At 72.2% G+C, this 22592-nt stretch carries 28 protein-coding genes; 17 read left to right on the top strand and 11 right to left on the bottom strand.

Annotation, left to right across the window (positions count from 1 at the left end):
* The first annotated feature begins 4 nt into the window (after window positions 1-4).
* On the top strand, window positions 5-748 hold the full coding sequence (locus HEQ75_RS12670) for a maleate cis-trans isomerase family protein (protein ID WP_168031016.1): 744 nt from the start codon (window positions 5-7) through the stop codon (window positions 746-748).
* A gap of 375 nt (window positions 749-1123) precedes the next feature.
* On the opposite strand, the gene HEQ75_RS12665 is transcribed toward HEQ75_RS12670, so the two are convergent.
* Window positions 1124-1561, bottom strand: a complete 438-nt coding sequence (locus HEQ75_RS12665) for a DUF6481 family protein (protein ID WP_168031014.1) — start codon at window positions 1559-1561, stop codon at window positions 1124-1126.
* 198 nt (window positions 1562-1759) lie between these two features.
* Between HEQ75_RS12665 and HEQ75_RS12660 the strand changes: the two genes are divergently transcribed.
* Genes HEQ75_RS12660 through HEQ75_RS12650 form a run of 3 tightly spaced genes read left to right on the top strand, consistent with a single transcriptional unit; the run spans window position 1760 to window position 5395 of the window.
* Entirely contained in the window at window positions 1760-2512 is a 753-nt protein-coding gene (locus HEQ75_RS12660; RefSeq protein WP_168031012.1) for a DUF1796 family putative cysteine peptidase, read from the top strand.
* Window positions 2509-3723, top strand: coding sequence for a sulfotransferase family 2 domain-containing protein (locus tag HEQ75_RS12655; RefSeq protein WP_168031010.1), 1215 nt, complete (start codon window positions 2509-2511; stop codon window positions 3721-3723). Before HEQ75_RS12660 ends, HEQ75_RS12655 begins: the two co-directional genes overlap by 4 nt.
* Window positions 3724-3775: 52 nt before the next feature.
* Window positions 3776-5395, top strand: coding sequence for a peptide chain release factor 3 (locus tag HEQ75_RS12650; protein WP_168031008.1), 1620 nt, complete (start codon window positions 3776-3778; stop codon window positions 5393-5395).
* A 1-nt stretch (window position 5396) separates the two neighbouring features.
* Here the strand turns inward: HEQ75_RS12650 and HEQ75_RS12645 are convergent, their stop codons facing one another.
* Complete coding sequence (locus HEQ75_RS12645) at window positions 5397-5780, bottom strand: OmpA family protein (protein WP_168031006.1); 384 nt, start codon at window positions 5778-5780, stop codon at window positions 5397-5399.
* 105 nt (window positions 5781-5885) lie between these two features.
* On the opposite strand from HEQ75_RS12645, the gene recF reads away from it, so the two are divergent.
* The 6 genes from recF (at window position 5886) to HEQ75_RS12615 (ending at window position 11987) form a co-directional block, all read left to right on the top strand.
* The gene (gene recF / locus HEQ75_RS12640; protein ID WP_209318526.1) at window positions 5886-7034 is read left to right on the top strand and encodes a DNA replication/repair protein RecF; all 1149 of its coding nucleotides are present in this window, start codon (window positions 5886-5888) and stop codon (window positions 7032-7034) included.
* 202 nt (window positions 7035-7236) lie between these two features.
* Window positions 7237-9693 carry a DNA topoisomerase (ATP-hydrolyzing) subunit B gene (gene gyrB, locus HEQ75_RS12635; RefSeq protein WP_168031004.1) on the top strand — a complete coding sequence of 819 codons (2457 nt, stop codon included), beginning with the start codon at window positions 7237-7239 and terminating at the stop codon, window positions 9691-9693.
* Window positions 9694-9805: 112 nt separating this feature from the next.
* Window positions 9806-10312: an anthrone oxygenase family protein gene (locus HEQ75_RS12630; protein ID WP_168031002.1), complete on the top strand. Its 507-nt coding sequence runs from the start codon at window positions 9806-9808 to the stop codon at window positions 10310-10312.
* 108 nt (window positions 10313-10420) lie between these two features.
* Window positions 10421-10768 carry a DUF1428 domain-containing protein gene (locus HEQ75_RS12625; protein WP_168031000.1) on the top strand — a complete coding sequence of 116 codons (348 nt, stop codon included), beginning with the start codon at window positions 10421-10423 and terminating at the stop codon, window positions 10766-10768.
* Between the two features lie 14 nt (window positions 10769-10782).
* Entirely contained in the window at window positions 10783-11553 is a 771-nt protein-coding gene (locus HEQ75_RS12620; RefSeq protein WP_168030998.1) for a VOC family protein, read from the top strand.
* Complete coding sequence (locus HEQ75_RS12615) at window positions 11550-11987, top strand: VOC family protein (RefSeq protein WP_168030996.1); 438 nt, start codon at window positions 11550-11552, stop codon at window positions 11985-11987. Before HEQ75_RS12620 ends, HEQ75_RS12615 begins: the two co-directional genes overlap by 4 nt.
* Before the next feature lie 128 nt (window positions 11988-12115).
* Here the strand turns inward: HEQ75_RS12615 and fliP are convergent, their stop codons facing one another.
* The 9 genes from fliP to flgF form a co-directional block, all read right to left on the bottom strand.
* Window positions 12116-12841 (bottom strand): flagellar type III secretion system pore protein FliP, encoded by a 726-nt coding sequence (gene fliP / locus HEQ75_RS12610; RefSeq protein WP_328733785.1) that lies wholly within the window; start codon window positions 12839-12841, stop codon window positions 12116-12118.
* On the bottom strand, window positions 12838-13104 hold the full coding sequence (locus HEQ75_RS12605) for a flagellar biosynthetic protein FliO (RefSeq protein WP_168030992.1): 267 nt from the start codon (window positions 13102-13104) through the stop codon (window positions 12838-12840). The genes fliP and HEQ75_RS12605 overlap by 4 nt, the downstream gene beginning before the upstream one ends.
* Before the next feature lie 73 nt (window positions 13105-13177).
* Window positions 13178-13537: a hypothetical protein gene (locus tag HEQ75_RS12600; protein ID WP_168030990.1), complete on the bottom strand. Its 360-nt coding sequence runs from the start codon at window positions 13535-13537 to the stop codon at window positions 13178-13180.
* Window positions 13534-13815: a rod-binding protein gene (locus HEQ75_RS12595; RefSeq protein WP_168030988.1), complete on the bottom strand. Its 282-nt coding sequence runs from the start codon at window positions 13813-13815 to the stop codon at window positions 13534-13536. The genes HEQ75_RS12600 and HEQ75_RS12595 overlap by 4 nt, the downstream gene beginning before the upstream one ends.
* 5 nt (window positions 13816-13820) lie before the next feature.
* Window positions 13821-14915 carry a flagellar basal body P-ring protein FlgI gene (locus HEQ75_RS12590; RefSeq protein WP_168030986.1) on the bottom strand — a complete coding sequence of 365 codons (1095 nt, stop codon included), beginning with the start codon at window positions 14913-14915 and terminating at the stop codon, window positions 13821-13823.
* A 2-nt stretch (window positions 14916-14917) separates the two neighbouring features.
* Window positions 14918-15640, bottom strand: coding sequence for a flagellar basal body L-ring protein FlgH (gene flgH, locus HEQ75_RS12585; protein ID WP_168030983.1), 723 nt, complete (start codon window positions 15638-15640; stop codon window positions 14918-14920).
* Window positions 15637-16626: a flagellar basal body P-ring formation chaperone FlgA gene (gene flgA, locus HEQ75_RS12580; protein WP_168030981.1), complete on the bottom strand. Its 990-nt coding sequence runs from the start codon at window positions 16624-16626 to the stop codon at window positions 15637-15639. The genes flgH and flgA overlap by 4 nt, the downstream gene beginning before the upstream one ends.
* Entirely contained in the window at window positions 16626-17411 is a 786-nt protein-coding gene (flgG, locus tag HEQ75_RS12575; protein WP_168030979.1) for a flagellar basal-body rod protein FlgG, read from the bottom strand. The genes flgA and flgG overlap by 1 nt, the downstream gene beginning before the upstream one ends.
* A gap of 12 nt (window positions 17412-17423) precedes the next feature.
* Window positions 17424-18167 carry a flagellar basal-body rod protein FlgF gene (gene flgF / locus HEQ75_RS12570; RefSeq protein WP_168030977.1) on the bottom strand — a complete coding sequence of 248 codons (744 nt, stop codon included), beginning with the start codon at window positions 18165-18167 and terminating at the stop codon, window positions 17424-17426.
* Between the two features lie 162 nt (window positions 18168-18329).
* Between flgF and HEQ75_RS12565 the strand changes: the two genes are divergently transcribed.
* The 7 genes from HEQ75_RS12565 to HEQ75_RS27850 all read left to right on the top strand — a co-directional run.
* Window positions 18330-18833, top strand: a complete 504-nt coding sequence (locus HEQ75_RS12565; protein ID WP_168030975.1) for a flagellar basal body-associated FliL family protein — start codon at window positions 18330-18332, stop codon at window positions 18831-18833.
* Entirely contained in the window at window positions 18830-20032 is a 1203-nt protein-coding gene (gene fliM / locus HEQ75_RS12560) for a flagellar motor switch protein FliM (protein WP_168030973.1), read from the top strand. The genes HEQ75_RS12565 and fliM overlap by 4 nt, the downstream gene beginning before the upstream one ends.
* Complete coding sequence (locus tag HEQ75_RS12555; protein ID WP_168030971.1) at window positions 20029-20481, top strand: DUF6468 domain-containing protein; 453 nt, start codon at window positions 20029-20031, stop codon at window positions 20479-20481. The genes fliM and HEQ75_RS12555 overlap by 4 nt, the downstream gene beginning before the upstream one ends.
* Window positions 20478-21074 carry a MotE family protein gene (locus HEQ75_RS12550; protein ID WP_168030969.1) on the top strand — a complete coding sequence of 199 codons (597 nt, stop codon included), beginning with the start codon at window positions 20478-20480 and terminating at the stop codon, window positions 21072-21074. Before HEQ75_RS12555 ends, HEQ75_RS12550 begins: the two co-directional genes overlap by 4 nt.
* Before the next feature lie 21 nt (window positions 21075-21095).
* Window positions 21096-21482 carry a chemotaxis response regulator CheY gene (locus HEQ75_RS12545; protein ID WP_168030967.1) on the top strand — a complete coding sequence of 129 codons (387 nt, stop codon included), beginning with the start codon at window positions 21096-21098 and terminating at the stop codon, window positions 21480-21482.
* Window positions 21475-22011, top strand: coding sequence for a protein phosphatase CheZ (locus HEQ75_RS12540; protein ID WP_168030965.1), 537 nt, complete (start codon window positions 21475-21477; stop codon window positions 22009-22011). The genes HEQ75_RS12545 and HEQ75_RS12540 overlap by 8 nt, the downstream gene beginning before the upstream one ends.
* A 7-nt stretch (window positions 22012-22018) precedes the next feature.
* A partial coding sequence (locus HEQ75_RS27850; RefSeq protein ID WP_456237390.1) for a hypothetical protein occupies window positions 22019-22592 on the top strand: 574 nt, incomplete at its 3' end.

The following is a 22592-nucleotide window of genomic DNA, read 5'->3' as shown; positions in this document are numbered from 1 at the left end:
CAGCATGTCCCCTTGGCCCGCGCCGCGCCACCTGCCGACGCACCGCATCGGCCTGCTGGCCCCTTCCGCCAACCCGGCGGTGGAGCCGGAACTGCGCGACCTGCTGCCGCCAGGGGCTGCGCTGCATGTGACGCGCCTGCCGGTGATGCCCGGCACCACGCTGGAACAGCGCAACGCCGCCTATCCGGCGGCGATGGAAGCGGCGCTGGGCGATTTCGGCGACCTGGCGCTGGATGCGGTGATCAGCGGCATCACGGGCCCCAGCTACGCCCTGGCGCCGGAGGCGGATGCGGCGGTGCAGCAGCGCCTGGCCGCGGCGGCGGGCCGGCCGGTGATCCTGGCCGCGCGCGCCCTGGCCGCGGCGCTGGCGGCGCTGGGCCGGCAGCGGCTGCTGCTGTTCTCGCCCTATCCGGGCTGGCTGACGGAGCGCGCTGAACGCTACTGGCGCGCCGCCGGGCTCGAGCTGGTGGAGAGCTTCAAGCTTTCCGACCGCTTCCGCGCCTATGAGCTTTCACCGGAGGAGGTGGCGGACGGGCTGGCACGGCTGGCGCCGCCGGCGGATTGCACGGTGCTGCTCTCCGGCACCGGGATGCCGACGCTGGATGCGATGGGCTGGATGGCCGGTCGCCTCGGCGTGCCGATGGTCTCCTCCAACCTCGCCTGTGCCTTCGTCGCGTGCCGCGACCTGGGGCTGCGGCCCGGCGCGGCGCTGGGCGCGTGCTGCCCGGAGCTGGCGGCGAAGATCTGACACGCGGCGCACCAGGGTCCGACCTGCGGCCCGAAGGGCCGTGCGCGCGACCGCGCCCGGTGGCGCGCCGCGAAGCCGGCGATTGAGGCGGTGACCGGTCACGATCACCGGGCTTCGGTGCAAGAGACCCTTGGGAACACCAGCGGGTCGGTTCGGCGGGCGCTTTTCCATCCCTGCTGCGTTGCCCACCTTGGCGCTGCAACCAGCATCGGCTGCGCCCGGCGCCTCGCACGGTCGACAAAGCGCTTGCCGACCCTCGGCCGCCGGCATTCTCAAACGATCTCTGAGGTCCTGATCCAGGCGCAAAAGCGCCGGATACGCAAAAGGCGGGGTTTCCCCCGCCTCGACCCATGCCGGGATGTGCCCCGCCGCAGGCTACTTGGTGCGCGCCTTGCGGGCGGCGTAGCGCGCGTCGCGCTTGGCCTTCTGCTCCGCGGCCATGGCCAGGGCACGGGCCTTCTTCTCGGCGTCGAGAATGGAAGCGCGGTTGGCGGCGTCGATCTCGGCGGCGCGGTTGCGCATCGCCTCCTCGGCGGCCAAGCGCTCCGCCTCGCGCCGGGCGGCAGCGGCGGCGGCTTCGGCGGCGGCCTTCTCGGCGGCAATCCGGGCGGCTTCCGCGGCCTTCTCGGCGGCGCGCTCGGCCAGGCGCTGGGCGCGCGCGTCCGCGATGGCCTTCTGCTCGGCCAGCTTGGCCTGCACCGCGGGATCGTCGAGGCGCGACTTCAGCGCCTGGAACTTTTCCGCTGCCTTCTTACGGGCCTCTTCCGCCGCATTGCGACGGTCATTGAAGTCGAACAGTTTTCGTGCCTGCATGGGCGCCTATGTAGCCGTTGCGCACCCCGGGGAAAAGGGGGGATCGCTGCGCGTCCGGCGCAACCCTCACCCCATGCCGATGCTCGGGCGCCGCGATCGGCGCCCGGCCCCGCGGGCCCGGCAGCTTGTGCGCCGACGCCGGCGCCCATAAAGCTGGCGCTTCACGCACAGGGACGCCACCCAGGCATGGATGACGGGATGCACGACCCCGACCTGGTCTTCAGCCTTGGCCCCAATTGCCGCAACACCTGGAATCTCCGTCACCATTTCGAGACCGACCGCGCCTATCCCTTCGATTGGTGGATCACGCCGGCGAAGTCGATGCTGGCGCTGCTGGAGCCGGGCTTCCGCTTCCAGGTGGCGCGCGAGGATCTGGCGGTGACCGAGCCGGCGGATGGCACGAACAGCGTCTACAACCGCCGGCTGAACCTGCTGCACCACCATGATTTCGACCGTGACGGCGCGCTGGTGCGGCCGATCGCCGAGGCGGCGATCGAGCGGCTGAACGCCAAATACACCGCCCTGTTCGCCCGGCTCTGGGCGGATCTGGCGCGGGCGGAGCGGCCGCTGGCGGTACTGAACGGCAGTTTCGGCGGCTGGCCCGGTGGCACCCCGGATGGCGGCAGCAACCCGGCGCTGAACGGCTTTCTCGCGCCCCGGGACCTCGTGGCCGCCCTGCGCGGCAGGCTGGGGGCGAAGCTGCGGGTGGTGGTGGTGGAGATCGGCAAGCCCCGGCGGCTCGACCTCGACGGCGGCACGGTGATCCGCCTGCCGGACAGCGGCGCCCGGCTGCCCAACCTGCCGCCCGGCCAGGGCTATGCGGAGCCGGTGCACATCTTCCAGGAAGCCTTCGCCGCGCTGGGACTGAAGCCCGGGCCCCTCGGGCTGCGGGAGGATGCGGCGGCCAGCCTCGCCATCTCCAACAACACGCCGCGGGTGCGCCTGGCGTGACGGCGCCGCACCACGTCTTCCTGCATGTGCCGAAGACCGCGGGGTCCTCGCTGCGCACCGTCCTTTCGCGCCAGTACGGGGCGCGGCATGTGCTGTATGTGGACCTCGGCGCCGGCGACCGCCGGCCGATGCCGGAGATCGGCGCGCAGCTGCGCCAGGTGATGGCGACCCGGCCGCCGGTGACGCTGCTGACCGGGCACCAGTTCCTCGGCCTGCATGAGGCGCTGCGGGAGCCCTGCCTGTACTTCACCATGCTGCGCGACCCGGTGGAGCGCGTGCTGTCCGAGTACTTCTACGCCTTCAGCTACCCGCACCACCAGCAGCGGGCGGAGATCCTGTCGGGCGCGCTGACGCCGATGGGCTTCCTGACCGGCCGCCACGGCCGCGGCGAGGCGCAGGCGCAGCAGATCGCCGGCCGCGCCACGCGGCCGCTGCGGGACGCGGCGCTGGCCAATCTGCGGGACGCCATCGCCGTGGTCGGCGTGGCGGAGGATTTCGACCGCTCCCTGCTGCTGATGGCCCGCCGGCTGGGCTGGGGGCCGCCGCTGTACGTGGCCCGCAACGTGACGCGGCTGGACCCGGCACAGGAAGCGGCGCGGCGGCAGGCCCGGGCAGCGGCGGCGGCGCATCGGGCGCTGTTCGCCACCGACCTCGCCCTGCACGAAGCCGCCCGCGCCCGGCTGGCCGCAGATTGCGCGGCGGAGGGGCCGGATTTCGAGGCGGCGCTGGCCGCCTTCGGCCGCTGCCAGGCGGCGCTGGCGGAAGGCGCCGGCGACCTGGTGTATGAACGCTACGAATTCCGCGCCGACGACGCCCTGCCGCCCTGGGCGGCGGCGGTGCAGGCCAGCGCGGACCATGCGCTTCTCGCCGCCTTCCTGGCCGCGCCGCCGGTGGCCCACCCCCGGCCGCGCAACCTGCTCGGCCGGCTGGACCGGGTTCAGGATGGCACGCTGCATGGCTGGGCCACGGACCTTCTGGCAGCCGGGCCGGTGACGCTGCGGCTGGTGGCCGAGGGCGCGCCCCTGCCCGCCCCCTGGGCCGCCACCCGGGCGCAGCTGCACCGGCCGGACCTGGCGGCGGCTGGGATCGCCGGGGGATTCTGCGCCTTCCGCCTGAAGCTGCCGGAGGGCGCGGCCGGCCGCCCCGGCCTGCGGCTGGTGGCGGAGGGCACGGACCTCGCCATCCCCGACCCGGACCGCCTGCTGGGCTGACCGGCTTCCGGCCTGAATCGCAAAGCGCCGCGCCCGGGGCTATATGCGGGGCATGAGCGATACCTCCGCCACCGATATCGTCGCGCGCGAAGCCGCGCGGCGCCGCACCTTCGCGATCATCGCGCACCCGGACGCCGGCAAGACCACGCTGACGGAAAAGCTGCTGCTGAAGGGCGGCGCCATCCAGCTCGCCGGGGCGGTGCGCGCCAAGGGCAATGCGCGGCGCACCCGGTCGGACTGGATGAAGATCGAGCAGGACCGCGGCATTTCCGTCGCCACCTCCGTCATGACCTTCGAGCGCGACGGCATGGTGTTCAACCTGCTGGACACGCCGGGCCACGAGGATTTCTCGGAGGACACCTACCGCACCCTGACGGCGGTCGACGCCGCCGTGATGGTTCTCGACGCCGCGAAAGGCATCGAGAGTCAGACTCGAAAACTGTTCGAGGTGTGCCGGCTGCGGGACATTCCCATCGTCACCTTCGTCAACAAGATGGACCGGGAGGCGCTGGACCCCTTCGCGCTGATCGACGAGATCCAGCAGACCCTGGCGCTGGACGCCGCCCCCGTCGCCTGGCCGGTGGGCCGCGCCAGCACCTTCTGGGGCACCTACGACATCCTGGCGAAGCGCCTGATGCCGGTGGATGCGACGGAGGAAGGCGGCATCGCGGTGGAGGGGCCAGACGACCCGCGCATCGCCGCCCTGGTGGGCGAGGAACGTGCCACGCAATTGTCGGAGGACATCCTGCTGGCCGAGGCCGGCCTGGCCGCCTTCGACCTCGCGAAATTCCGCGAAGGCACGCTGACACCGGTGTATTTCGGCTCCGCGCTGCGGGATTTCGGCGTCGGCCACCTGCTGGAGGGGCTGGCGGACTACGCGCCCCCGCCGGGCGACCGCGCCGCGGACAAGCGCCCGGTGCATGCGGCGGAGGACAGGCTGACCGGCTTCGTCTTCAAGGTGCAGGCGAACATGGACCCCAACCACCGCGACCGCGTGGCCTTCCTGCGGCTGTGTTCCGGCCGGCTGACCAAGGGCATGCGGCTGCGCCAGGTGCGCACCGGCAAGCAGGTGCCGGTGAACGCGCCGCTGTTCTTCTTCGCCAAGGAGCGCCAGGTGGCGGAGGAGGCCTGGCCGGGCGATGTGGTGGGCATCGCCAACCACGGCACGCTGCGCATCGGCGACACGCTGACCGAGGGCGAGGACATCAACTTCCGCGGCGTGCCCAGCTTCGCGCCCGAGATCCTGCGCCATGTGCGGCTTGGCGACCCGATGCTGGCGAAGAAGCTGCGCACCGCGCTGGACCAGCTGGCGGAGGAAGGCGTGGTGCAGGTGTTCCGGCCGCTGGATGGCTCCCCGCCCGTGGTCGGCGTGGTGGGGCAGCTGCAGCTGGACGTGCTGAAATCCCGCCTTTCCTTCGAATACAGCGTGCCGGCGGGATTCGACGAGACCCGCTGGCAGACCATGCGCTGGATCTCCTCGCCCAAGGGCGACCGCGCGGCGGTGGAACGCTGGGCCACCACCAACCGCGGCGACACGGCGACCGACCATGACGGCGAATATGTCGCCCTGTTCGGCAGCGACTGGCGCCGCAAGCGGGCGGAGGAGGAGTTTCCCGACCTGCGCTTCGACGCGGTGCGGGAGCAGAGCGGGCTGGTGGCGATGGTGCGCTGAGTCAGCGCGCCACGATCTCCACCCTGCGGCTGAAGGGGTCCACCAGCCGCCCGGCCTGGCGGTCCGGCAGGGCGGGGGTGGTGACCTCCAGCCTGTCGGGATCGACGCCCAGCCGGCGCAATTCCTCCGCCACCGCCACCGCGCGGCGGCGGCTGATCAGCCCGTCCAGCCGCGGCCCTTGCTGTTCGCGGGCGAAGCCGCGCACGGCGAGGCCCGGCGCCGCCCCCCGCGCCTGGGCCGCCTGCCAGTCCGCCGCGATGCCGGCGAGCAAGGCCAGGCAATCCTCGTTCAGCTCCTCCCCGCCCCGGGGGAAGGTGCAGGCCGGTGGCGGCGCCTGCGCCAGGACGGGGGTGGCGAGGAGGAGAAGCAGCGGAAGAAACCTCATGCCGGCAGCCATCCCATGCCCGGCCGGCGATGGCGAGGCCCGTCTTGACGTTCCAGCTTCGTTCGCCTTAATCGCCACGCAGGCCGCAAGCCCGGAACGCGCATCCTGACCCCCGCCCCCACGCTCCGCCTCGCCCGCCTGCGGCTGACGGATTTCCGCTCCTACCCCGTGTTCGAGCAGCGGTTCAGCGGGCGGATCGTGGCGATCGCCGGCCCCAACGGCGTGGGCAAGACCAATCTGCTGGAGGCGATCAGCCTGCTCGGCCCCGGGCGCGGGCTGCGCGGTGCCCCGGCGCGGGAGATCGGCCGGCGGGCGGCGGGCGCGCCGCCCCTGCCCTGGGCTGCCTTCGGCGCCTTCGAGGGGCCGCAGGGCGCGGCGGAGATCGGCACCGGCACGGTGGGTGAGAGCGCCGAGGGCAGCCGCCGCCGCTACATGATCGACGGCGAGCCGGCGCGGAACCAGGCGGAGCTGGCCGGGCGGGCGGCGGCCGTGTGGCTGACGCCGCAGATGGACCGGCTGTTCCAGGAAGGCGCCTCCGGCCGGAGGCGCTTCCTGGACCGGCTGGTCTGGGCGCTGGAGCCCGGCCATGCGCGGGAGGTGGCGGCGCATGACACCGCCATGGCCGGGCGCAACCGCCTGCTGGCGGAAGGCCGGCGCGATGCCGCCTGGCTGGCGGCCCTGGAGGATGCGATGGCCCGCCATGCCGTGGCGGCCGTCGCCGCGCGGCGGGCGCTGGGCCAGCGGCTGAACCTGCTGCTGGAAGCCGGCACCGCCACCGGCGCCTTCCCGGCGGCGCGGATGGACCTGGCCTGCCCGATCGCCGCCGCGCTGGACGAGGCGCCGGCGCTGGCGGTGGAGGACCGGCTGCGGGAGGATCTGGCCCGCTGCCGCGCCCGCGACGCCGCGGCGGGCGGCGCCGCGCAGGGCGCGCATCGCAGCGACATGACGCTGGTGCACCTGCCGAAGGGGCTGGAGGCGGCGCTATGCTCGACCGGGGAGCAGAAGGCGCTGCTGGTCTCCGTGGTGCTGGCGCATGCGGCGCTGATCGGCGCGGCGCGCGGCTACGCCCCGCTGCTGCTGCTGGACGAGGTGGCGGCGCATCTGGACCTGGCGCGGCGGGAGGCGCTGTACGCGGCGCTGGCCGCCCTGCCCGCCCAGGTGTTCCTGACCGGCACGGAGCCCGACATCTTCGCCCCCCTGCTGGGCGCGGCGGAGGCCTTCCGGGCGACGCCGGAAGGGCTGCTGGCGGCCTGAGCCGCGGGACGATCGGCTGCGGGCCGCAAACCCTTGAACAGGCTTGCGGATTTTCCCCGCAGCGGATTCGGGCGGGCGGGCAAATGCCGCCGTCCCGGGGTGGCATCCGGGGCGCCGCTCCGGTAAACTACCAGCGCCGCAACCCGCGCGAATCCCTGCTATAAGCATGGTTTCACATCGCCATTCAGGAGCCTCCGCCGGCATGTCCGACGCCGCCGCGCGCGCCAACCCGCCGAACCCGCCGATTGAGGGGGGCGGGGATGTCTATGACAGCGCCTCGATCACCGTGCTGCGCGGGCTCGAAGCCGTGCGCAAGCGGCCGGGGATGTATATCGGCGACACCGATGACGGCTCCGGCCTGCACCACATGGCCTTCGAGATCATCGACAATGCGGTGGACGAGGCGCAGGCCGGCTTCGCCACCACCTGCGACGTGGTGCTGAACGGCGATGGCAGCGTCACCGTCACCGATGACGGCCGCGGCATCCCCGTGGACATCCATGCCGAGGAAGGCGTCTCCGCCGCCGAGGTGGTGCTGACCCGGCTGCATGCCGGCGGCAAGTTCAACCAGAACAGCTACAAGGTCTCCGGCGGCCTGCACGGCGTCGGCGCCGCGGTGGTCAATGCGCTCTCAGAATGGATGGAGGTGCGCATCTGGCGCGACGGCCAGGAGCATTTCATCCGCTTCGAGCATGGCGACACGGTGCAGCCGCTGCGCGTGGTGGGGGAGTCGACGCATCAGCGCGGCACGCAGGTGACCTTCAAGCCCTCCGCCGGCACCTTCACCAAGACCGAATACGAATACCCCATCCTGGAACGCCGGCTGCGGGAGCTGGCCTTCCTGAATTCCGGCCTGAAGATCTCGCTGCGCGACGACCGGCACGTGCCGGCGGTGGAGGCGCATTTCGAGTTCAAGGGCGGGCTCGTCGCCTTCGTCGAATGGCTGGACCGCAGCAAGGAGCCGATCTTCAAGCCGCCGATCAGCCTGGTGACCAAGGCGACGGAGGGCATCCGTGTCGAACTGGCGATGTGGTGGAACTCCAGCCCGCATGAAGTGGCGCTGTGCTACACCAACAACATCCCGCAGCGCGACGGCGGCAGCCATCAGGCCGGTTTCCGCCAGGCGCTGACCCGCGTGGTGATGAAATACGCCGAGGACCTCGCCAAGAAGGAAAAGGTCGAGCTGATCGGCGACGACATGCGCGAGGGCCTGACGGCGGTCCTCTCCGTGAAGGTGCCGGACCCGAAATTCAGCTCCCAGACCAAGGACAAGCTGGTCTCCTCCGAGGTGCAGCCGGTGGTGCACATGGCGGTGGCCGATGCGCTCTCCCACTGGTTCGAGACGCATCCGAAGGAAGCCAAGCTGGTGCTGGAGCAGGTCGTGCTCTCGGCCGCCGCGCGCAAGGCGGCGCAGCTGGCGCGCGACAAGGTCGGCCGCAAGAACGCGCTGGATATCTCGACCCTGCCCGGCAAGCTGGCCGATTGCCAGGAGAAGGACCCGGCGAAATCCGAGATCTTCCTGGTCGAGGGTGACAGCGCCGGCGGTTCCGCCAAGCAGGGGCGCGACCGGCGCTTCCAGGCCATCCTGCCGCTGAAGGGCAAGATCCTGAATGTCGAGCGGGCGCGGATGGACAAGATGCTGTCCTCCGCCGAGATCGGCACGCTGATCACCGCGCTCGGCACCGGCATCGGCCCGGGGCCGGAGGATCGCGGCGGCTTCTCCGCCGACAAGCTGCGCTACCACCGCATCGTCATCATGACGGACGCCGACGTGGACGGCAGCCATATCCGCACCCTGCTGCTGACCTTCTTCTTCCGGCAGATGCCCTCCCTGATCGACCGCGGCCATCTGTATATCGCCCAGCCGCCGCTCTATCGCGCCAAGCGCGGCCAGGATGAGCGCTACCTGAAGGACGACCGGGCGCTGGAGGATTTTCTTCTCGAAAAGGCGCTGGCCGGTGCCCGCATCCGCTTCGCCGATGGGCGCGAACTGGCGCGGGAGGAACTGGCGGAGGAGGTGGAGCGGCTACGCCAGGTGGCATCCCGCATGCGCCGGCTGGCCACCCAGGTGCCGGCGGGCATCATCGAGCAGGCGGCGGTCGCCGGCGCCCTGACGCCCGATGCGGACCGCGCCCTGGCCGGCGCCGCGCTGCTGGCGACACGGCTGGACGCGCTGGCCCCGCCCTCCGAACGCGGCTGGAAGGCCACGGCGGATGGCGCCGGGCTGCAACTGTACCGCGTGGTGCGCGGCGTGACGGAACGCCACACGCTGGACCCGGCCGCGCTGCGCAGTGCGGAGGCGCGCTGGCTGGATGAGCGGCGGGAGATGTTCGCCCGGGACTACGCCGCCGGGCCCGCCGTGCTGGCCTTCGATTCCACCGAGACCACCCAGCACGGCCCGCTGCTGGCCTTCGACCGCGTCCTGGCCCAGGGCCGCCGCGGCCTGACCATCCAGCGCTTCAAGGGGCTGGGAGAGATGAATCCCGACCAGCTCTGGAAGACCACGCTCGACCCCGCCGCCCGCACCCTGCTGCGCGTCAGGGTGGAGGATGTGGAGGATGCGGAGCAGGTGTTCTCGACGCTGATGGGCGATGTGGTCGAGCCGCGCCGCGAATTCATCGTCGGCAATGCGCTGAAGGTGGCGAATCTGGACGTGTGAGCCGTCCACGGCGGCGGCCGCCCCCGGCCGCCCGCAAAGTTTCATCGTCTTGCGGCACGGCAGGGGCGCCGCAGGGTGGCCCCCGGGCGGCCTGCCGATGTAATCCCGGCACATGCCTATCCTTGCCGCAATCCTGCTTGGCCTGGCGGTCCTGTCCGCGGGCTGGAGCGCCGGCTTCTTCTGGAGCTGGAGCTTCACGGTCATGCCGGGGCTCTCCGCCGCCGCGCCCCTGACGGCGGTGGAGGCGATGCGGGCCGCCAATGCCGGGATCCGCACCGCCTTCTTCGCCTTCGTCTTCTTCGGCCCGCTTCCCCTGGCGCTGGCCGCCGGCGCCGCGCAGGTGGCCCTTGGCGCGCGGCAGCGTGCCGGGGCCGCCGGCGCGGCGGCGGTGGTCTACGGCCTGGGCGTGATCCTGGTGACGGTGCTCTTCAACCTGCCGCTCAATGACAGCCTCGCCCAGGCGCAGGTCACCGCGACCAACGCCGCCGAGACCTGGGCGGGCTATGCCGGACCCTGGACCGCCTGGAACCACCTCCGCGTCGCGGCCAGCACCGCCACCATGCTGCTGCTGGTGCTGGCGGTCGCGCTGGGACGCGGCGGGCGGCCGGGCGCAGGCTGAACCGGGCGGCGCCGGGCCCGCTCGCTCAAGCGTCCGTGTCAAGATCAGGCTGGACGACCCTGGCGCGACCTATTACTTAACCTGTCAGTTATGTTTTGGAGGGCGAGGATGAACTACGTCGATGGCTTCGTGGCCGCCGTGCCCGCTGCCAACAAGCAGGCCTATCTGGACCACGCCCGGCAGGCTCTGCCGATCTTCAAGGAGTTCGGCGCGCTGCGCCTGGTGGAATGCTGGGGCGATGACGTGCCGGACGGCAAAGTCACCGACTTCAAGGGCGCGGTGCAGGCCAGGGCGGAGGAGGTGGTGGTCTTCTCCTGGATCGAATGGCCCTCCAAGGCGGTGCGCGACGCCGGCATGAAGCGGATGATGGAGGATCCGCGCATGAAGGACATGCAGATGCCCTTCGACGGCCAGCGCATGATCTATGGCGGCTTCCAGCCCATCCTCGACGCCTGAAAGGGGATCCGGACATGGCAAACCCGCATGGCAGCTTCATCTGGTACGAGCTGCTGACCAGCGATCCCGAGGCCGCCACCCGCTTCTATGCCGGGCTGCTCGGCTGGCATGTCAGCAGCCATGACGGCCCGAATGGCGGTCACCCAGGCTACCGCATCCTGAGCCATGGGGCGGAGGCGGTCGGCGGCATGATGCAGGCGCCGGAGGGCGTGCCGCCCGGCTGGCTCGGCTATATCGGGGTGGATGACGTGGACGCCGCCCTCGCGGCCATCACGGCCGATGGCGGCCAGGTGCAGATGCCGGCGCGGGACCTGCCGGAGGTCGGCCGCATCGCCATGGTGACGGACCCGCATGGCGCCCCCTTCTACGTCATGCGCGGCGCCAGTGACCGCGAGAGCACCAGCTACGCGCCGGATGCGGTGGGCCATTGCGCGTGGAACGAGCTGGGCGCCGGGGCGCTGGAGCCGGCGGTGGAGTTCTACGCGCGGCATTTCGGCTGGTCGCGCGGCGCGCTTCTGCCGATGGGCGAGATGGGCGGCTACCAGCTCATGGAACAGCAGGGCCGCGCCTTCGGCGCCATCATGCCGCAGCAGGGCGGCGCGCCCCCGATGTGGCGCTTCTACTTCCGCGTCCCCGCCATCGAGGCCGCGGCGCAGCAGGTGAAGGACGGCGGCGGCCAGGTCCTTCACGGCCCGGCGGAGGTGCCGGGCGGCGACCGGATCCTCATCGGGATGGACCCGCAGGGCGCCATCTTCGCGCTGGTCGGCAAGGCCGGTGCGGCATGACCCTGGTCATCCAGTTCCTGTGGTTCGCGCGGGACATGCAGGCGGCGGTGCGCTGCTACACCGCGCTGATCCCGGGCTCCGCCATGGGGCCGGTCCGGACCCCCATGGGCGGTGTCGAGGTCGTCGACTTCAACCTTGGCGACCAGCGCTACCGCGCCATGCAGACGGGCGCGCCCGAGGCCTTCAACCACAGCGTCTCGATCTCCGCCGAATGCGCGACCCAGGCGGAGATCGACCATCTGTGGGAGAGGCTGAAGGAAGGCGGCGCGGAGCAGCGATGCGGCTGGCTGCGCGACCGCTGGGGCCTGTCCTGGCAGATCGTGCCGCGGGAGATGGGCGCGCTGATGTCCGGCCCCAACGGCGCGCGGGTGGCGCAGGCGATGATGGGCATGGTGAAGCTCGACCTCGCCGCGCTGCGCCGCGCGGCGGCGTAGAGCGTGATCCGCGAAAGCGGAACCGCCGCAGCGGTGAAGCACCCTCTCGGCAGGGGGCAGACCATGATCCGTCTTTGTGGATCATGGTCCAGAGCACGCTGCGTTCGCCTGAACGCAGATTGCTCTGCTCACCCCGTCGCGAAGCCCTGCACCAGGCTTCCCGCCAGCAGCCGCCAGCCATCCACCAGCACGAAGAACACCAGCTTGAAGGGCAGCGAAATGGTGGGCGGCGGCAGCATCATCATGCCGAGGCCCATCAGCACGCTGGCCACCACGATATCGATGATGAGGAAGGGCAGGAACAGCAGGAAGCCGATCTCGAAGGCACGGCGCAGCTCCCCCACCATGAAGGCCGGGACCAGCGCGCGCCAGGGCATCGGGCTGCCGGCTTCCGGCGGCGCCAGCTTCGCCAGATCCAGGAACAGCACCAGGTCGGCATCGCGCGCATGCGCCGTCATGAAGGCGCGGAAGGGCTCCGCCGCCGCCTGCAACCCGGCAAGCTCGGCGATCTCGCCGCGCGTCATCGGCTGCAGCCCCTGCTGCCAGGATTGCTCCAGCACCGGCGCCATGACGAACCAGGTGAGGAACAGCGCCAGCCCGATCAGCACCGGGTTCGGCGGCACGCCCTGCGCGCCGATGGCACTGCGCAGCAGTGACAGCACGATGATGATGCGCGCGAAGGCCGTGGCGATCACCAGCAGGGACGGCGCCAGCGACAGCATCCCGATCAGCGCCGTCAACTGCACCAGCCGCGCCGTGGCGCCGGCCCCGTCGCCGCCGATATCGATGTTCACGCTCTGCGCCAGCGCCGCGCCGGGCAGCAGCAGCAGCAGCGGGCCCAGCAGGCGCCTCACGGCTTCGCGTCCGGCAGCTTCAGCACCAGGTCCTGCGGGCCGCCCACCAGGCACAGCACGTCCTGCCCGTCGCAGCGCAGCAGCAGCAGGCGGCGACGGCCATCGATCGGCAGCGCCTCCACCAGCGCCAGGCGGCGCGGGCCACGTGGCGCCGCGCCGGGCGCCAGGCCGAAGCGGCGCAGGGCGCGCGCCACCAGCAGGATCAGCAGCAGCACGGCGGCGAGCGCGGCCATGGCCGTGCCCAGCGCCTGGGGGTCCATCATCGCGGCCTCCTGCCACGAAAGCGTCGGTCGGCAGGAAGCGGTGGCGCGGTTGCGGCCGTGTTAACCTGGCGCTTCAGGCCTTGACCGAAAGCGACACCGGCGCGGCCTGCGGCCGCCGCGGCACCGCGTAGCCGGGCATGGCGGCGGGGCGGCTCGCGGCGCGGGCAATGACGCCGAGGACGCGCGCCTGCAGCGCCATCGCCGCTTCCAGCATCTCCCGGTTCAGCGCCACCGCCTGGCGCAGCCGGTCGATCCGCAGCGCCATGGACCGGTCCGGCGCCAGCCCGCGCAGGCGGACGAAGGCCTCCACCGCGCGCGTCTTCTCCGGCTGCATCGCCGCCGCACCCAGCAGGTCGCGCGCCTTCAGCGCCTGCGTCTCCGCCCGCAGCGCCTGTTCCAGCGCCTCCACCGCCGCCGTCAGTTCCCCGCTCATCCGCCCTGCCCCCGCAACTGGCGCATCACCGAATCGGCGATGCCGAGCCCGCCGGCGCGCGCGATGGCGCTGCCGAATTCCTGCACCAGCAGCGGCCGCCACTGCGCTTCCGCCTGGCCGCCGGAAAGGGGCCCCTTGCTGCCGAGGCCGGCGAACATCTCCTGCAGCATCACGCCGAGCACCTGGCCCTCGAAATTCTCGGCTGCGGCGCGGCTGGCATTGGCGGGCGCGCGCGGCGTGGCGGTGAGGCCGGCCGGCGGCAGCGGGGGAAGGTCCATGCGCGTCACCTCACTTCGATATCGGCCTGCAATGCGCCGGCCGCCTTGATGGTCTGCAGGATGGAGATCATGTCGCGCGGCCCGACGCCCAGCCGGTTCAGCCCCTCGACCAGGTTCTGCAGCGTGGTGCCGCCGGGCAGGATGCCAAGCCGGCGCTCGGACTGGTCGTCCACCTCCACATTCGTGCGCGGCACCACGGCCGTCTGGCCACCGGCCAGCGGGTTGGGCTGCACCACCTGCGGCGTCTCCGTCACGCGGATGGTCAGGTTGCCCTGCGCGATGGCGACGGTACTGATTCGGACATTGGCGCCCATCACGATGGTGCCGGAGGCTTCCTCGATCACCACGCGCGCCACCTGGTCCGGCGTGACCCGCAGCTGTTCGATATCCGCGACGAAGCCCACCGGGTCACGCCCGCCGAGCGAGACGGTGATGCTGCGCGGATCCGTCGCCACCGCCGCTGGCCCGCGCGCGAAGCCATTGATGGCGGCGGCGACGCGGCGCGCCGTGGTCAGGTCCGGGTTGCGCAGCGACAGGCGGATCTGGGTGCGGGAGGCGAAGGCGAAGGGCACCTCGCGCTCGACGATCGCGCCGTTGGCGATGCGCGCCGCCGTCGGCACGCCGCGGGTGACGGAAGCCGCCGCCCCGCGGGCCGCGATGGCGCCGGTGGCCAGCGCGCCTTGCGCCACGGCATAGACCTCGCCATCCGCGCCCAGCAGCGGCGTCACCACCAGCGTGCCGCCGGTGAGGTTGGTGGCATCGCCGAGGGCGGAGACGCTGATGTCGATACGGCTGCCGGTGCGCGCGAAGCCGGGCAGGTTCGCGGTCACCATCACCGCCGCCACGTTGCGGGTTTCCAGCTGGCGTTCCTGGTCGCGGGTGTTCACACCCAGCCGCTCCAACATGCCGATCAGCGATTGGCGGGTGAACACCGCGTTGCGCAGCCGGTCGCCCGTGCCGTTCAGCCCGACGACGAGGCCGTAGCCGACAAGCTGGTTGTCGCGCACCCCCTCGACATCCGCGATGTCCTTGATGCGGACACCGGTTTGCCCGAATGCCGGGCTGGCCAGAAGGATGAGAAGCAGGAGGATCGCGCGCATGGTCAGAAGGGCAGGATGATGTCGAGAAGCTGCTGACCGTAGCGCGGCGCCTGCACGTCGCTGACCGTGCCGCGGCCGCCATAGGCGATGCGCGCCTCGGCCAGCCGGTCATGCTTCACCGTGTTGTCGCTGGCGATGTCCTGCGGGCGGATGATGCCGGAGACCTGCATGTCCCGCAGCTCCTGGTTCACCCGCACCTGCTGCCGCCCGGCGACCACCAGGTTGCCGTTGGGCAGCGTCTGCGTCACCGTCGCCGCGACACGCAGCGTGATGGTTTCCGTGCGCTGGATGGCGCCGCCACCCTGGCTGGCGCTGTCGGAAGCCCCTGACAGCAGCTGCGACGGATCGATCCCGTTCGGCAGCAGCCTGCCATAGCTGCTCTCCAGCCCCAGCAGCCGCGGCAGGCCGAGCGATTCGGTGTTGGCGCGGGTGCGCTGCGTGCTGTTCTGCAGGTTCGCCTGGTCCGTGATCTGCACCAGCACCGTCACCAGATCGCCAACCTGCGCCGCGCGCTGGTCGCGCAGGAAGGTGCGGCTGCCCGGGCGCCACAGGGAATTCGCCTCCGGCGGCGCCACCTGCGCCGTCGGCATCGGCATGGAGATCGGCCGCAGGTCCGGGCTTTCGATCGGCGCCATGCTGGGCGCGCGACCGACCTCGGAAAGGCGTTGCGCGGTGCCGCAGCCGGCGAGGAGAAGGACCAGCAGCAGGGGGGCTGGGCGCATCATCTGGAACGATCCCGTTGCGCGGCGCGGGCCGCGAGCCTCTGATTCACCCCGCCGGGGCCAAGGGCGCGGACGCGGCGGCGGTCCAGCACCTCCGCCCGCACCGCCTGGTTGCTGGACAGGTTCAGCACGGTGATGGCGCGGCCGCGGAAGCCGTCTTCCAGCGCCACGGCCTGGGCGCTGAGCGACAGGCCCGGCTCCTCCACCACCAGCAGCACCGGCTGGTCGCGCGCGACCAGCGGCACGGCGACGACATCCGCCTCCCGCACCGGCTGGCCGGCGGCCAGGCTGCGGCGCAGCCGCTGGCCGACCAGATCCTCCAGCGAGTCCGCCGCACCGGCCGGGGCGCGATCGACCGGCATGCGGTGCGATTCCAGATCCGCTTCCTCCAGCGTCTCACCGTTGCGCAGCGCGCGCGTGGCCAGCACGGCGTCGCGCATCACCACGGTGCGGCCGGCGATGCGCTGGCGCAGCGTCGGCATGCCTTCGGCGACGATCACCAGCGTGGCGGAAAAGCGCTGGCTGCCAGCGGCCCAGCGGGCATCGTCCACGGCGACGCGCGCTTCCGGCGCATTGGCGGGCACGGTGGGCGGCGTGAAGCCGGGCGCGTCGATCTCCTGCGCCGGATCGGCACCGAGGACGACAAGCTCCGCCTTCAGCGGCTCGAACAGGGTCTCCAGCGCCAGGACGCGACCGGGGCGTTCCACCACCACGCGTTCCTCGCCGCCCAGCGGCCGCCAGGCAAGGCCGTAGTCGCGCGCGATCATCGCCAGCTGCGGCGATTCCACCACGAAGCGGCGGCCGGGCGCGGGCGACGGGCCCAGCGTGGCGTCAGCGCGCGGGCCGGCATTCTCGAACAGGTCGCCCAGCGTCACTGTCGCGCCATCCACCGGCGCCCAGGCGCGCGGCGCCGGGGCCGGGAGCAGGACCTGCCCCAGGACCGGCAACGGCGACAGCAGAAGCCAGGCGAACAGCGCGGCGCGGCGCATCAGCGCATCCGCGTCAGGGTGGACAGCATCTCGTCGCTCGCCGTCACCACCTTGCTGTTCATCTCATAGGCGCGCTGCGCGGTGATCAGGTTGGTGATCTCCTGCACCACGTTCACGTTGCTCTGTTCCAGGAAGCCCTGCATCACCTGGCCGTAGCCGACGGCGCCGGGCACGCCGGGCTGCGCCTCGCCGGAAGCGGGGGTGGCCAGGAACAGGTTGTCCCCGGTCGCCTCCAGCCCGCCCTCATTGGCGAAGATGGCGAGCTGGATCTGGCCGACATTCTGCGGCTGCACCTGCCCGTCCAGCTTCACCAGCACCTCGCCCGCCGCGTTGATCGTCACGTCGCGCGCCGCCGCCGGCACCACCACGCCGCCGGAGACGGCGAAGCCATCCGCCGTGACGATGGTGCCGTCCGGCGCCAGGCCGAAGCTGCCGGCCCGCGTATAGGCCGTCTCGCCCGAGGGCAGCGTGACGGGGAAATAGCCGTTGCCGCGCACCGCCAGGTCGAAGCGGTTCTCCGTCTGCGTCAGGCCACCCTGTTCGGAGATGCGGTAGATCGCCGCCGTGCGCACGCCGAGTCCGAGCTGCGCGCCGGAAGGCAGCACCGTGCCCTGGTCCGAGCTCTGCGAGCCGGCGCGGCGCAGGTTCTGGTAGATCAGGTCCTGGAATTCCGCACGGCGGCGCTTGAAGCCCGTCGTGCTCATGTTGGCGATGTTGTTGGAAATGACTTCGACGTTGGTCTGCTGCGCCTGCAGGCCGGTCGCTGCGATGTCGAGTGCGCGCATGTGCGGAGGCTCCTATCGGCGCTTGAGGATGCGGTCGACGGCGGACCCCAGCCGCTCGCCTTCCTTCTCGATGAACTGGGCGGCGAACTGGAATTCACGCAGCGCCGCGGTCAGCCGCGTCAGCTCCGCCACCGGGCTGACGTTGGATTCCTCCACCGCGCCCTGCACCACGCGCGGGGCGGGGTCGGGCTGCGCCTCCACCCCCTCGGGCGCGGCGAACAGGCGGTTGCCCTCCGCCAGAAGCTGCTGCCGGTCCTCGAAGCGCACCACGCGCAGCCGGCCGATCTGGCCCGTCTCGCTGGCGATCGTGCCGTCGCCCTTCACCTCGATCCGGACGTCGCCCGGCGGCAGCCGCAGCGGCTGCCCGCCCTCGCCCAGCACAGGATTGCCGTCCGGGTCCACCACCAGGCTCTCGGGCGACAGGGTGAAGTGGCCGGCGCGGGTGAAGCGCTCGCCGCGCGGCGTCTCCACCGCGAAATAGCCCTCGCCGGACAGCGCCAGGTCCAGCGGGTTGCCGGTGTGCTGCAGTGAACCGGCGGCGTTGTTGCGCCAGGTGGCGCGGTCCTGCGTGAAGGCCAGGCGCTGGCCGCCGGCGGGCGCATCGATGCCGGGCTGGCGCGTCAATTCCTGCGCGAAGATGGCCTGGCTGGCCTTGAATCCCGGCGTGCCGGCATTGGCGATGTTCGCCGCCAGCACATCCGTCGCGCGCCGCTGCGCCGCGAGGCGGGAGAGCACGATGTAGCCTGGCGTGTCCAAGCGGCTGCCTCCTGTCTGACCTGCAACGTGCCGGGCCCGCCCCGTGCCGCGGACCATCATCTAGGCGCCAGTTGTTGCCGGTTTCTTGCGGCGCGCCGGCCCGGCAAGGAGGCATTAACAGCCGCGCCATAGACCGATCCCGCATTCCAGGACGGAGGCGGTGTGAGCACAGCGGTCGCAGCGACGGAGGCACCCCCGGCCAGGCGTGGCAAGGGCCGGCTGTTCGTCATCCTCGGCGTCGTGCTGCTGCTGCTGGCCGGTGGCGGCGCCGGCGCCGCCTTCTTCCTGAAGCTCGGCCCCTTCGCCGAGGCCGCGGCGGAAGCCGGCGAGGCCGCGGCGGAACACGCGCCGCCGCCTGCGCCGCCGGTCTTCGTCGAGATCCCCGACATCGTCGCCAACCTCAATGTCGGCAATCGACGCGCAACCTTCGTGCGTCTGCGCTCTCGCCTCGAGGTTGCGCGGGCGGAGGATGTGGCGGTGGCGCAGGCGGCGATGCCGCGGCTGCTGGACCTGTTCACCACCTATCTGCGGGAGACCCGGCCGGAGGAGTTGCGCGGCAGCGCCGGCACGCACCGGCTGCGCGAGGAATTGCTGGCGCGGGCCAACCTGGCGACGCGCGCCGGCGCGGTGACGGACGTGCTGTTCGTCGAGATGATCGTCCAATGAGCGGCGCCGGCGAGCCGGAGGAGGAGGAGGGCGACCTCGACTGGGGCGCCGCGCTGGACGAGGCGGCGCAGGGCGAGGCCGCGGCGACCGCCGCCGCCGAGGCCATCCTGGCCGGCGCCGCGGGGCCGGAGCCGTCGCCGCCCGGGCTCGCCACGGCCGAGCCGCCGCTGGCGATGCCGCAGCCCAGCCTGGCGCCGGTCGAGCCGACGCGCGTGCTGAACCAGGCCGAGATCGACAGCCTGCTGGGCTTCGGCGACAGCGGCGGGGCCGAGGAACAGGGCGGCAGCGGCATCGAGCGCGTCATCGCGCGCGGCCTTGTCTCCTATGAACGCCTGCCGATGCTGGAGATCGTCTTCGACCGGCTGGTGCGGCTGATGTCGACGGCGCTGCGCAACTTCACCTCGGACAATGTCGAGGTCTCGATCGACGGCATCACCTCGCTGCGCTTCGGCGACTACCTGAACTCCATCCCGCTGCCGGCCATGATCTCCGTCTTCAAGGCGGAGGAGTGGGACAATTACGGCCTGGTCGTCGTCGATTCGGCGCTGATCTATTCCGTGGTGGACGTGCTGCTGGGCGGGCGGCGCGGCACCTCCCCGATGCGCATCGAGGGGCGGCCCTACACCACCATCGAGCGCACGCTGGTGCAGCGCCTGGTCGGCGTGGTGCTGTCCGACCTTTCGGACGCCTTCGCGCCCATCTCCAACGTCCGCTTCCGCTTCGAGCGGCTGGAGGTGAATCCGCGCTTCGCCGCCATCTCCCGCAACTCCAACGCCGCCGTGCTGGTGCGGCTGCGCGTGGACATGGAGAATCGCGGCGGCGAGCTGCAGTTGCTGCTGCCCTACGCGACGCTGGAGCCGGTGCGGGAGCTGCTGCTGCAGCAGTTCATGGGCGAGAAGTTCGGCCGCGACAGCATCTGGGAAACCCACCTGGCGGAGGAGCTGCGGCAGACCGGCGTGGCGCTGGACGTGGTGCTGGACGAGCAGACCATGTCGCTGGCCGACGTGCTGCGGCTGAAGGTGGGCGACAGCATCGCGCTCGGCGTCGGCCCCGGCGCGCCGGTGCGGCTGCGCTGCGGCGACACGTCGCTGTTCGAGGGCCATGTCGGCCGCCGCAACGACCGGCTGGCGGTGCGGGTGGACCGCGTGCTGCCGCGCGGCGAACACGGCCGCAGCCTGCTGACGGAGGAGGAGGCATGACCATCGCCGATCTGGGCTTCGACCACCTGCGCTGGCTGGTCGAGGCGCTGCTGCTGCTGCTGATCGTCGCGGCGCTGCCCACCGCCATCCGCCTGGACCGCGCGCTTTCCGCGCTGCGGCGCGACCGCGGCGCGCTGGCCGAGAGCACGCGCAGCTTCGCCGAGGCGACGCGGGAGGCGGAGCAGGTGATCGCCCGGCTGCGCAACGCCGCCGATGGCGCCGGGCGCGGCGTGGCCGAGCAGGTGCGCATCGCCACCACGCTGCGCGAGGATCTGCGCTTCCTGTCGGAACGCGCGGAGACGCTGGCGGACCGGCTGGAGGCCGGGCTGCGTGCACCGCGCACGGAGCCGGAGGCGGCCGCCAGCGGCAGTGGCCAGGTCACCAGCCTGCCGCGCGCCCGCGCCGAGGCGGAGCTGCTGCGGGCGCTCGGGCGGCGGCGCGAGGCATGAAGGCGATGCTGACCATGCGCGCGATGCTGCTGCTGGCGGTGGCGCTGCTGCTGCTGCAGGCTGCCAGCCTGGGCTCGCAGCTGCCGGGCCTGTCCGCCGGCCTGCTGCCGGCGCCGGCCCTGGCGGCGGATCCGGCACCCGCGCCCACGGCCGCGCCCGCGCCGGCCGCGGCGGAGCCCGCAACGCCGGAGATCGAGGCCACCGCCGCCGCGCTGCGCGCCCGGCGCCAGGCGCTGGAGGCGCGCGAACAGGCGCTGGCGGCGCGGGAGGCGCTGGTCGCCGCGACGGAACAGCGCATCGAGGCGCGGCTGGCGGAGCTGGTCTCGCTGCAGGCGCTGATGGAACGCGCCGACACCGCGGCGCGGGACCGCGAGGAGGCGCATTGGCGGTCCCAGGCCAAGCTGTACGAGGCGATGCGCCCGCGCGAAGCCGCCGCCGTGTTCAACGAGCTCGACCTGCCGGTGCTGGTGCAGGTCCTGCAACGCATGTCCGAACGCAAGGCCGCGCCCATCCTCGGCGCGATGCAGCCGGAGCGTGTCCGCCAGCTCACCGTCGAGCTGGCGCGGCTTCGGACGACGCCTCCACCCGGCTAGACAGACAGAAGGACCCCTGCCGTGAGCTTCGACCACAACACCAAGGTTCTCGTCGTCGACGACTACAAGACGATGACGCGCATCATCCGCAACCTGCTGAAGCAGATCGACATGAACGATTCGGATGAGGCCAGCGACGGGCATGAGGCGCTGGCCAAGCTGCGCGCCGGCAATTTCGGCCTGGTCATCAGCGACTGGAACATGCAGCCGATGACCGGTCTGGACCTGCTGCGCGAAGTGCGCGCCGATGCCCGGCTGAAGCACCTGCCCTTCATCATGGTGACGGCGGAAAGCAAGACGGAGAACGTGGTCGCCGCCAAGCAGGCCGGCGTGTCCAACTACATCGTCAAGCCCTTCAACGCCGAGACGCTGCGCGAGAAGATCGCCAAGGTGATGGTCCATGCCTGACGCAGGCGCCCCCGACATGCACATGCACCTGAACGCCACCGTCGGTTCGCTGATGGCGGAGCTGGACGCGCTGAGCCGCATCATCGCCGATGCACGCCTCGAAGTCGCGGCGCTGCGCGCGGATGACGGCGATGCGCCGGACATCCCCGCCGCGACGGACGAGCTGGCGGCCATCGTCTCCCACACCGCGCAGGCGACGCACGAGATCCTGGATTCCTGCGAATCGCTCTCCGCGGTTTCCGGCAAGCTGGGGCAGGAGTACGCGCAGCCGCTGGATACCGCCATCACGCGCATCTACGAGGCCTGTTCCTTCCAGGACATCACCGGCCAGCGCATCGCCAAGGTGGTGGCGGCACTGCAGGCCGTGGAACGGCGCATCGCCGGGGCGCGCCAGGGCATGCTGACCCGCCCCGTCGTGGTGGTGCCGCCGCCGCCGGCGACGCCGGCCGCGCCGGAATCGCTGCTGAACGGGCCGCAGATGCCGGGCGCCGGCATCAGCCAGTCCGCCATCGACGCGTTGTTCGACTGAACGCCGGATGCGGGCAACCCGAACCGGGGCGGGGCTGCGCGCCGCGCTGCTCTGCGCCACGCTGCTGCTGCCCGCCGGCCTGGCGATGGGCGAGGAGCCGGCCCCGCCACGGGTCGGCATCCGCACCGGCATCCATCCCGGCTTCACCCGCATCGTCTTCGACTGGCCGGAGCGCGTGGGCTACCTGCTGAGCCAGTCCGGCAACAAGGCGGAGCTGAGCTTCGCGCGCCCGGCGCGGCTGGACACGGCGGCCCTCGCCCGGCCGTTGCGCAACCTGCTGGCGGCGGAGCAGCAGGCGGAGGGCCTGGTGCTGACACTGCGGCCCGGCGTGCAGCTGCGCCACCTGGTGGTCGGCAGCCGGGTGGTGCTGGACCTGCTGGACCCCGGCACCGCCGCGCGCCGCACGACGACCAGCGCGCGCGATCCGGTGCGCCAGGCGGCGCCCGCCCCCGTCGCAGCATCCGCGCCCGCCCCCGTCGCCGTGCCGGCGCCCGCCCCCGTCGCAACATCCGCGCCCGCCCCCGTCGCCGTGCCGGCGCCCGCCCCCGTCGCCGCGCCGGCGCCTGCCCCCGTCGCCGCGC

It is taken from the genome of Falsiroseomonas selenitidurans, assembly GCF_012103215.1.
GTDB classification, from domain to species: domain Bacteria; phylum Pseudomonadota; class Alphaproteobacteria; order Acetobacterales; family Acetobacteraceae; genus Falsiroseomonas; species Falsiroseomonas selenitidurans.
The sequence above is the reverse complement of the archived record's forward strand: the minus strand, read 5'-3'. Positions and strand labels throughout refer to the sequence as shown.

Excerpts from the sequence above, each read along its gene's own strand:
- HEQ75_RS12550 (WP_168030969.1), top strand. The coding sequence starts at position 20,478 with ATGAAGGCGATGCTGACCATGCGCGCGATGCTGCTGCTGGCGGTGGCG.
- HEQ75_RS12615 (WP_168030996.1), top strand. The coding sequence starts at position 11,550 with ATGACCCTGGTCATCCAGTTCCTGTGGTTCGCGCGGGACATGCAGGCG.
- HEQ75_RS12600 (WP_168030990.1), bottom strand. The coding sequence starts at position 13,537 with ATGAGCGGGGAACTGACGGCGGCGGTGGAGGCGCTGGAACAGGCGCTG.
- HEQ75_RS12630 (WP_168031002.1), top strand. The coding sequence starts at position 9,806 with ATGCCTATCCTTGCCGCAATCCTGCTTGGCCTGGCGGTCCTGTCCGCG.
- gyrB (WP_168031004.1), top strand. The coding sequence starts at position 7,237 with ATGTCCGACGCCGCCGCGCGCGCCAACCCGCCGAACCCGCCGATTGAG.
- flgA (WP_168030981.1), bottom strand. The coding sequence starts at position 16,626 with ATGCGCCGCGCCGCGCTGTTCGCCTGGCTTCTGCTGTCGCCGTTGCCG.
- flgH (WP_168030983.1), bottom strand. The coding sequence starts at position 15,640 with ATGATGCGCCCAGCCCCCCTGCTGCTGGTCCTTCTCCTCGCCGGCTGC.
- HEQ75_RS12590 (WP_168030986.1), bottom strand. The coding sequence starts at position 14,915 with ATGCGCGCGATCCTCCTGCTTCTCATCCTTCTGGCCAGCCCGGCATTC.
- HEQ75_RS12595 (WP_168030988.1), bottom strand. The coding sequence starts at position 13,815 with ATGGACCTTCCCCCGCTGCCGCCGGCCGGCCTCACCGCCACGCCGCGC.
- HEQ75_RS12645 (WP_168031006.1), bottom strand. The coding sequence starts at position 5,780 with ATGAGGTTTCTTCCGCTGCTTCTCCTCCTCGCCACCCCCGTCCTGGCG.
- HEQ75_RS12540 (WP_168030965.1), top strand. The coding sequence starts at position 21,475 with ATGCCTGACGCAGGCGCCCCCGACATGCACATGCACCTGAACGCCACC.
- HEQ75_RS12605 (WP_168030992.1), bottom strand. The coding sequence starts at position 13,104 with ATGATGGACCCCCAGGCGCTGGGCACGGCCATGGCCGCGCTCGCCGCC.
- HEQ75_RS12660 (WP_168031012.1), top strand. The coding sequence starts at position 1,760 with ATGCACGACCCCGACCTGGTCTTCAGCCTTGGCCCCAATTGCCGCAAC.
- flgG (WP_168030979.1), bottom strand. The coding sequence starts at position 17,411 with ATGCGCGCACTCGACATCGCAGCGACCGGCCTGCAGGCGCAGCAGACC.
- fliM (WP_168030973.1), top strand. The coding sequence starts at position 18,830 with ATGAGCGGCGCCGGCGAGCCGGAGGAGGAGGAGGGCGACCTCGACTGG.
- HEQ75_RS12670 (WP_168031016.1), top strand. The coding sequence starts at position 5 with ATGTCCCCTTGGCCCGCGCCGCGCCACCTGCCGACGCACCGCATCGGC.
- HEQ75_RS12625 (WP_168031000.1), top strand. The coding sequence starts at position 10,421 with ATGAACTACGTCGATGGCTTCGTGGCCGCCGTGCCCGCTGCCAACAAG.
- HEQ75_RS12665 (WP_168031014.1), bottom strand. The coding sequence starts at position 1,561 with ATGCAGGCACGAAAACTGTTCGACTTCAATGACCGTCGCAATGCGGCG.
- HEQ75_RS12620 (WP_168030998.1), top strand. The coding sequence starts at position 10,783 with ATGGCAAACCCGCATGGCAGCTTCATCTGGTACGAGCTGCTGACCAGC.
- HEQ75_RS12650 (WP_168031008.1), top strand. The coding sequence starts at position 3,776 with ATGAGCGATACCTCCGCCACCGATATCGTCGCGCGCGAAGCCGCGCGG.
- HEQ75_RS12555 (WP_168030971.1), top strand. The coding sequence starts at position 20,029 with ATGACCATCGCCGATCTGGGCTTCGACCACCTGCGCTGGCTGGTCGAG.